General features: G+C 43.3%; 4 protein-coding genes. 2 read left to right on the top strand and 2 right to left on the bottom strand.

All coding sequences use genetic code 11. The annotated features are described in order from the left end of the window. Positions 1 to 25: 25 nt before the first annotated feature. Together V5804_RS08265 and V5804_RS08270 are read left to right on the top strand one after the other, a co-directional pair. The gene (locus V5804_RS08265) at positions 26 to 3,235 is read left to right on the top strand and encodes an efflux RND transporter permease subunit (protein ID WP_369590910.1); all 3,210 of its coding nucleotides are present in this window, start codon (positions 26 to 28) and stop codon (positions 3,233 to 3,235) included. Positions 3,236 to 3,595: 360 nt separating this feature from the next. Continuing rightward, a complete protein-coding gene (locus V5804_RS08270; protein WP_369590911.1) occupies positions 3,596 to 5,020 on the top strand; it encodes a TolC family protein in 1,425 nt (474 codons plus the stop codon). A gap of 232 nt (positions 5,021 to 5,252) precedes the next feature. Here the strand turns inward: V5804_RS08270 and V5804_RS08275 are convergent, their stop codons facing one another. Next, positions 5,253 to 6,278 carry a LacI family DNA-binding transcriptional regulator gene (locus tag V5804_RS08275; RefSeq protein WP_369590912.1) on the bottom strand — a complete coding sequence of 342 codons (1,026 nt, stop codon included), beginning with the start codon at positions 6,276 to 6,278 and terminating at the stop codon, positions 5,253 to 5,255. Between the two features lie 209 nt (positions 6,279 to 6,487). Beyond that, positions 6,488 to 7,519 (bottom strand): glycoside hydrolase family 130 protein (locus V5804_RS08280; protein ID WP_369590913.1); only part of this gene is annotated, 1,032 nt, incomplete at its 5' end.

Here is a 7,519-nt window from a genome sequence, read left to right on the forward strand (position 1 = left end):
ATAAAACTACTTAAACTGTATCCCCATGTTCCAAAAATTTATAGATAGGCCCGTGCTTTCCACCGTGATCTCCATATTATTGGTGATCCTTGGCGTGCTTGGCCTGACCAAACTTCCTTTACAACAATTCCCGGACATTGCACCACCGGCGGTACTGGTTGCTGCGGTTTATCCCGGTGCAAATGCCGAAACTGTGCTGCGCTCGGTTGCGCCATCACTTGAAGAATCCATCAACGGGGTAGAAAACATGAGCTATATGAGCTCAACTGCCAGTAATGACGGGACATTGGCGATCATGGTTTACTTTAAACAAGGCACCAACCCTGACCAGGCCGCGGTAAACGTACAAAACCGGGTAACCCAGGCTACCAGCCAGTTGCCTGCGGAAGTGGTACAACAAGGCATAACCACGACCAAGCAACAAAACAGTTTTATCGGGGCAATCGGGATCTACACGGAAGACCCTAAAAAATATGATGAAACCTTTGTGGCCAATTATGCCCAGATCAATATTATCCCTGAAATAAAACGGATCCCGGGGATTGGTTCGGCAAGCATTTTTGGTGGTGTTAAAGATTATTCGATGCGGGTTTGGCTCAACCCTGGCCAAATGGCAGCTTATAAAATAACCCCGGCCGAAGTGATGGCTGCCATACAGGACAAAAACCTGGAAGCGGCACCGGGGAAATTAGGCGAAAGAAGCAAAGAGGTTTTTGAATACGTAATCAAATACAAAGGCAAATTAACCAAACCTGAGGAATATAAAAACATTGCCATCCGCGCCAATGCAGATGGATCGGTGCTGCATTTAAAGGACGTGGCACGTGTTGAACTTGGCTCCTATTCCTACACCAGCAGCACCCGTTTGAATGGTAAAAGTGGCATTGTTATCGGACTGATACAACTGGCAGGCTCTAATGCCAATGAAATACAAATTGCGGTAGATAAAGTAATGGAAAAAGCCGCCAAAGATTTTCCGGCCGGTATTAAATACAATCAGTTTTACCGCACAAAAACCTCGTTGGATGAATCCATCACGCAGGTTGAGCATACGCTGATCGAAGCTTTTATACTGGTTTTTATTGTGGTGTTTGTTTTTTTGCAGGATTTTCGGTCAACCTTAATTCCGGCCATCGCAGTCCCGGTAGCTATTTTGGGCACCTTCTTTTTTATGAACCTGTTTGGGTTCTCCATCAATTTGCTTACGCTGTTTGCCCTGGTGCTTGCCATCGGTATTGTGGTGGATGATGCCATTGTTGTTGTAGAGGCTGTACACGCCAAAATGGAGCATGAACACCTGGTACCAAAAGCGGCCACAACCAAAGCGATGCACGAAATCACCGGTGCCATTATATCCATCACGATGGTGATGGCAGCAGTGTTTTTACCGGTAGGTTTTATGACCGGTTCTACCGGGATATTTTACAGGCAGTTTGCCTTTACCATGTCAATAGCGATCGTTATTTCGGCAGTAAACGCGTTAACTTTAAGCCCGGCCCTGGCAGCTTTATTTCTCAAAAGCAATCATCCCAAAGAAGGCGAAGCTGTAGCTAAAAAAAACTTTAAAGAAAAATTCTATGCCGGTTTCAACAGCAGTTTTAATATGATTACCAACAGGTATGCAGGTGGCTTAAAATTCCTGATCGGCCATAAATGGATCAGTATGGGCGGCCTTGCCTTAATCGTTGTTGCTACTGTTTATCTGGTCAGCACAACCAAATCGGGCTTTATCCCAACGGAAGACCAGGGTTTTGTGGCCATTTCCGTTTCCACACCTTCCGGAACTTCACTCGATGGCACCACAAAAATGCTTAACCGGGCCGAAACCGAGCTTAGTGCACTGCCGTCAGCAAGGTTTGTTACGGCTATATCCGGCTTCAACTTGTTAACCGCGTCCAACAGCCCTTCCTCGGCAGTAATTTTTGTATTGTTAAAACCCAATGAAGACCGGGGCGCAGTAAAAGACATTAATGCCATACAAGATATAATCCGGGGGAAATTAGGCGCGATCACCCAAGGCAGTTTCTTCGTGTTCAGCTTCCCGACGGTTCCCGGTTTTAGCAATGTTGAAGCATTGGACGTGGTATTGCAGGACAAAACAGGCGGCAAGCTGGATAAATTCAGCGGAGTGGCCGGCAACTTTATTGGCAAGCTGATGGCCAAACCGGCAATTGCTTTTGCGTTTACTTCTTTTAAGGCAGATTACCCGCAATTACAATTAGACGTTGATGATGAAAAGGCCAATCAATTAGGCGTAAATGTTAAAGACATTTTATCAACCATGCAAGCCTATTTTGGCAGTGCGCAGGCATCGGATTTTAACCGTTTCGGAAAATATTACCGGGTGGTAGTTCAGGCAGATATTGCCGACCGGACCGATCCGGCTTCCATTGACCGTGTATTTGTAAAAAACAAAACAGGCGAAATGGTCCCCATCAACACATTGGTAAAGCTAACCAGGGTTTATGGTTCAGAAACCGCTTCCCGTTACAACCTGTTCAACTCAATTGAAATCAATGCCATCCCGAAACCGGGCTACAGTTCCGGTGATGCCATTAAAGCGATCGAAGAAACAGCCAAAGAGCAACTGCCGTCCGGTTTTGCCTATGAGTTTTCCGGCCAAACACGTGAAGAAATTTCATCCGGCGGGCAATCGGCCATTGTGTTTATGCTGTGCCTGGTATTTGTATATTTCTTGCTATCCGCCCAGTACGAAAGCTACCTTTTGCCTTTAGCAGTCATCCTGTCCATTCCTACGGGTATTTTCGGCGTGTTTGCCGTATTAGGTTTAACCGGCATAGAAAACAACATTTATGTACAGGTAGCCCTGATCATGTTGATTGGCCTGCTTGCTAAAAATGCCATTTTGATTGTTGAATTTGCCGTTCAGCGGCGCAAAGCAGGCAACGGGTTGGTTGATTCGGCCATTGAAGCAGCAAGGTTAAGGCTGCGGCCAATCATCATGACTTCCCTCGCTTTCGTTTTCGGTTTATTCCCGATGAGCATTGCAACCGGCCCGTCTGCCCAAGGCAACCACTCTATCAGTATCGGTGCCGCCGGCGGGATGGTTTCCGGCGTAGTGTTGGGTTTGTTCATCATCCCGGTGCTGTTTGTGATCTTTCAGGGATTGCAGGAAAAAATCACCGGTTTGCCCTTGGCCGTATTAAACCGGGACGATCAGCATGACCATCAACAGAAAGTTGACAACCAGGAACTTGAACTACAGAATAATTAATCAAAAGCCAGTTTAAATTTTTGTTCAACTTATCTCGATGCTTCTTTTATCCACCTAAAATTGTAATGGCCCTATGCTGTTGATAAGTGTTGGACACCAATTTTACAGGCATAAAAGAAGCATCATCAATATTTATTAAAATCAATTCAGGGCCTGTTTAAATTAATATCAGATCCTTCGACAAGTTCAGGATTAAAAAATGCAGTGCTTCTTTTACCCTATAAAAATTGGTGTCCGCATCAATTTTTATAGATCAAAAAACTAATTACTTACCATTTTTTAGGTGATAAAAGAAGCATCATCAATACTTATAAAATTAGTTTAAACAAGCGCCAAGCTCATTCCTAAACAATTAACAAAATGAAACGATCTATAATTTACTACACTTTTGCATTGCTGCTTGCCTTTTTGAGTGCCTGCAAAGTATCAAAAGATGTGGTTGCACCAAAAGCGGAACTGCCCGAAAATTTCAGGAGCGCTGCAACAACAACTCCTGCCGATACTGCCAGCGTGGCCGATATCCAATGGAAAAACTTTTTTACCGATACTGTTTTGCAAAAGCTGATTGACAGTGCCGTCATCCGAAATTACGACATGCTCATCGCCGTAAAAAACATAGATGAAGCACAGTTGCTGTTTAAACAGGTAAAATGGAATTATGTGCCTGTAGTCAGCTTAAATGTTACCGCCAACAGCAACCGCCCTTCCAACAACAGTTTGACCGGGCTGAGCATTGCGCAATACAATATTGGCACAAAACACATCGAGGATTATTCTGCTAATTTGGCGCTTTCATGGGAAGCAGATATTTGGGGCAGGATCCGGAACCAGCAAAAAGGCGCGCTCGCAACTTATTTGCAAACATCGGAAGCGAGGAAAGCAATACAAACCAACCTGGTGGCCAATGTATCGCAAGGATATTATAATTTGCTGATGTTGGACGCGCAGTTGGACATCGCACAAAAAAATGTGCGGCTGAACGATAGCACACTCACCATCATTAAGTTGCAGTACGATGCCGGGCAAGTTACTTTATTAGCGGTTCAACAGGCAGAAGCACAAAAATTAGTTGCTGCGGAATTGATCCCCCAGTTTGAAAAAAACATTACCGTGCAGGAAAACGCTTTGCGCATTTTGACCGGCAGGTTGCCTGATCAAATTGTTCGGAATTCAAACCTCAACCAGCTAACCTTGCCAGAAAATATCGGAACGGGCCTGCCATCGGCCATTTTAAGCCGCAGGCCCGATGTTAAAAGTGCAGAACTTGCTTTGGCAATTGCCAACAGTAATGTCGGGATTACGAAAGCAAATATGTACCCGGCCTTGCAGATAACGGCAAACGGCGGCATCAATTCTTTTAGGGCCAGCAACTGGTTCAATGTGCCTGCGTCCTTGTTTGGAATAGTTGCCGGAGGTGTTGCCCAACCGCTTTTGAATCATAAACGGTTGAAAACGGATTACTTGGTTGCGAAGGTTGACAGGGAAAAAACCGTATTGCAGTTCCGGCAATCCGTGTTGAATGCTGTTGGCGAAGTAGCAGATGCACTGGTAACCATTGATAAACTAAAATCACAGCAGGCCATCGCCATGAGCAGGGTGAACACGCTGCAGCAGGCAACCAAAAACGCCAACCTGTTATTTAAAAACGGGCTGGCAACTTATTTAGAAGTAATTACTGCACAAGGAAACGTGCTGCAAAGTGAGCTGGAACTTGCTTCGATAAAACGCGACGAACTGAATGCCGTTTCCGAGCTGTATAGGTCATTAGGCGGTGGTTGGAGATAATCAAAATACATTTAGGGCCTGTTTAAATTTACACCTAAAAAAATAACTATGCTTCTTTTGGCACATAAAAGTTTGTACCTGTACTTCAGTTTAAAAAAATAAAAAGCTTTATTGTTTTTTACTAGGTAAAAGAAGCATGGAAAATAATTCGGCTAAAATTAAACAGGCTTTTAAAAGGAAAAACAGCCCTGCCTGCCACTGACGTTAAAATGACTGTATATTTAACTGATTTTTATTTTTTTAATGATGATTCCCTAATGAGCAACTGTGCCGGTAAAACAATCTGGTTTTGAGGGTTTGGTTTATCATCCTTTTCAGGATTAAGTTTCTCTAATAGTATTGAAATTAAATGATCGGATAATTCTTTCATTGGCTGGGCAACAGCAGTTATCGAAGGGTTAAAAACTTTAAAAAACTCATGGTCGTCAAAAGCGATAACTGCAATATCTTCCGGAATCCTGATTTTTAAATTCCTCAGTGTTTCAAATCCTTTTACAGCCAAATAATTGGTGGCAAACAAAACGGCGTCAATAGCTTTATTAGCTAAAAAAAACGCAGTAAACTGATCTGTAACTTTTTTTATATCCAGCTTAAACGGAATTTTTAAAATATATTTCGGAAGTTTAAACTCATCCATTGCCAGTTCATAACCCCTCAAACGTTCATTCATTTGTGTCTGGCCGGAATCCAAGGTAATAAAAGCAATATGCTTAAAATCCTGGTCCTGAAAATGTTTTATAGCCTCGTAAGTACCTTTAAAATTATCGATGATAACATAATCTGTACTTAGTTTAGGGAAAAAGCGGTCAAAAAGCACAAATGGCAAATCCTCCTGAAGCAACTGTTTCAGCTCTTTTTCAAGTCCTTTTGGCGGGGTGATAATATATCCGTCAACATTTCGGCTTTTAAATAACTGGATTAATTCCCTTGTTTTTTCGAGGTTATCTTCTGTACTGCAATAAATTATTTTATAGCCTTTTTGGTAAGCACTTTCTTCAATCAGGCGGGCAATACCGGCAAAAAAAGAATCGGCAATATCTTCTACAAACAAGGCAATAATTTTGGTCTTTCCTGTCCGCAGGCTTTGGGCAAACTGGTTAGGATGATAGTTTTTCTCCTTCATAAAGTCGTTAACTTTAGTTATGAGTTTATCACTGATCCGCATTTCCTTAGCCTTGCCGTTCAAGATAAAGGAAACGGTTGTTATGGAAATATTGAGTTGCTGCGCAATATCTTTAATCGATATCTTTTTCTTCATTAGTAGGGTTTATATCCTGTTCAGCCGGTTTTGACAATGATGCAAAAACCATGCAGGTAAAGGATTACTGCTTAAAGCATAAATCCATATGCTTCTTTTATCCCCTTAAAATTGGTGCCTTAATTCAAATACCGTTAAAGGTTTCAGGCTTAATGATTTTATGGTGATAAAAGAAGCATGACAGATACATCAGGCAAATTAAACAGCTATTAATTTATCGTATCTGGCGGCGCCGGATGAGCCGGGTCATACACGGCAACCGCTACACGCGAATCGGCGCAGCCATAATATAAAAACCATTTCTTTTGAAAGTAAACCATTCCTTCGATAAACACAGTGCCGTTTACATATTGGCCGCTTTTTTCAAATGCCTCCATCGGGCGTAAAAAAGGTACATCCAAACGTGTTATGGGTTTTGACGGATCGCTTTTATCAAACAAAGCCTGGCCGGCACAGTAAGAGTTTGCATTGAAACGCTTGTCGCCGTCGTCTCCGGCTTTGTTTTTACCATTGTAAAACAGGATAACCCCTTTATCCGTCAACAAAGCAGGCGGCCCGCATTCGGTCAGTTCGCTATCGAAATAGCCTTTTCTGGGCGAGATCAGTTGCTTTAGCGTCCCGTCCTGGTTTGTTACCGGTTCCCAATCAACCAAGTTGGCAGAAGTTGCCGCATATACGTGTAATTCTCCCCAGTACATCCAGTACTTCCCGTTAATTTTGGTGACAACCTGTTTGCCGTTAACCAGTTTTGTTAAGATGGAAGCTGATTTATGCGGAATGTTGAGGAACTTTCCGCCAAAAGCATCTTCAAAAATAGGCCCGTGCTTAGTCCAGTTTTTCAAGTCCTTTGAAGTTGCCACGCCAAGCCTTGGGGTTTCCCGGTTCCATTGGGTGTAAAACAGAACGTAGGTTCCGTCTTCTGTAACGGCAACCCGTGGGTCTTCGCAGCCACCGGGCCATTCGTACTTTTTCTGATCATCGTTTGCCGGGTAAAAAACCGGTGTTTTGCTCCTTTTGAAATGAAAACCATCATTACTTTCGGCATAACCTAACCTGGAAGTACGGAAACCGATGCCAACGCCCGATTTGTCTTCGGCACGGTATAAAACCACAACTTTACCATTGATAATTGCTGCTGCCGGGTTAAAAGTATCGTTGGATTCCCAGGCAACGGCTTTTTTCAGGATCGGGTCCATAAACATGGCGCCGGGATCAGGGGAGATTATCGGGTTTATGCCGGC

The sequence above is a fragment of the Mucilaginibacter sp. genome, assembly GCF_041088075.1.
GTDB lineage: Bacteria > Bacteroidota > Bacteroidia > Sphingobacteriales > Sphingobacteriaceae > Mucilaginibacter_A.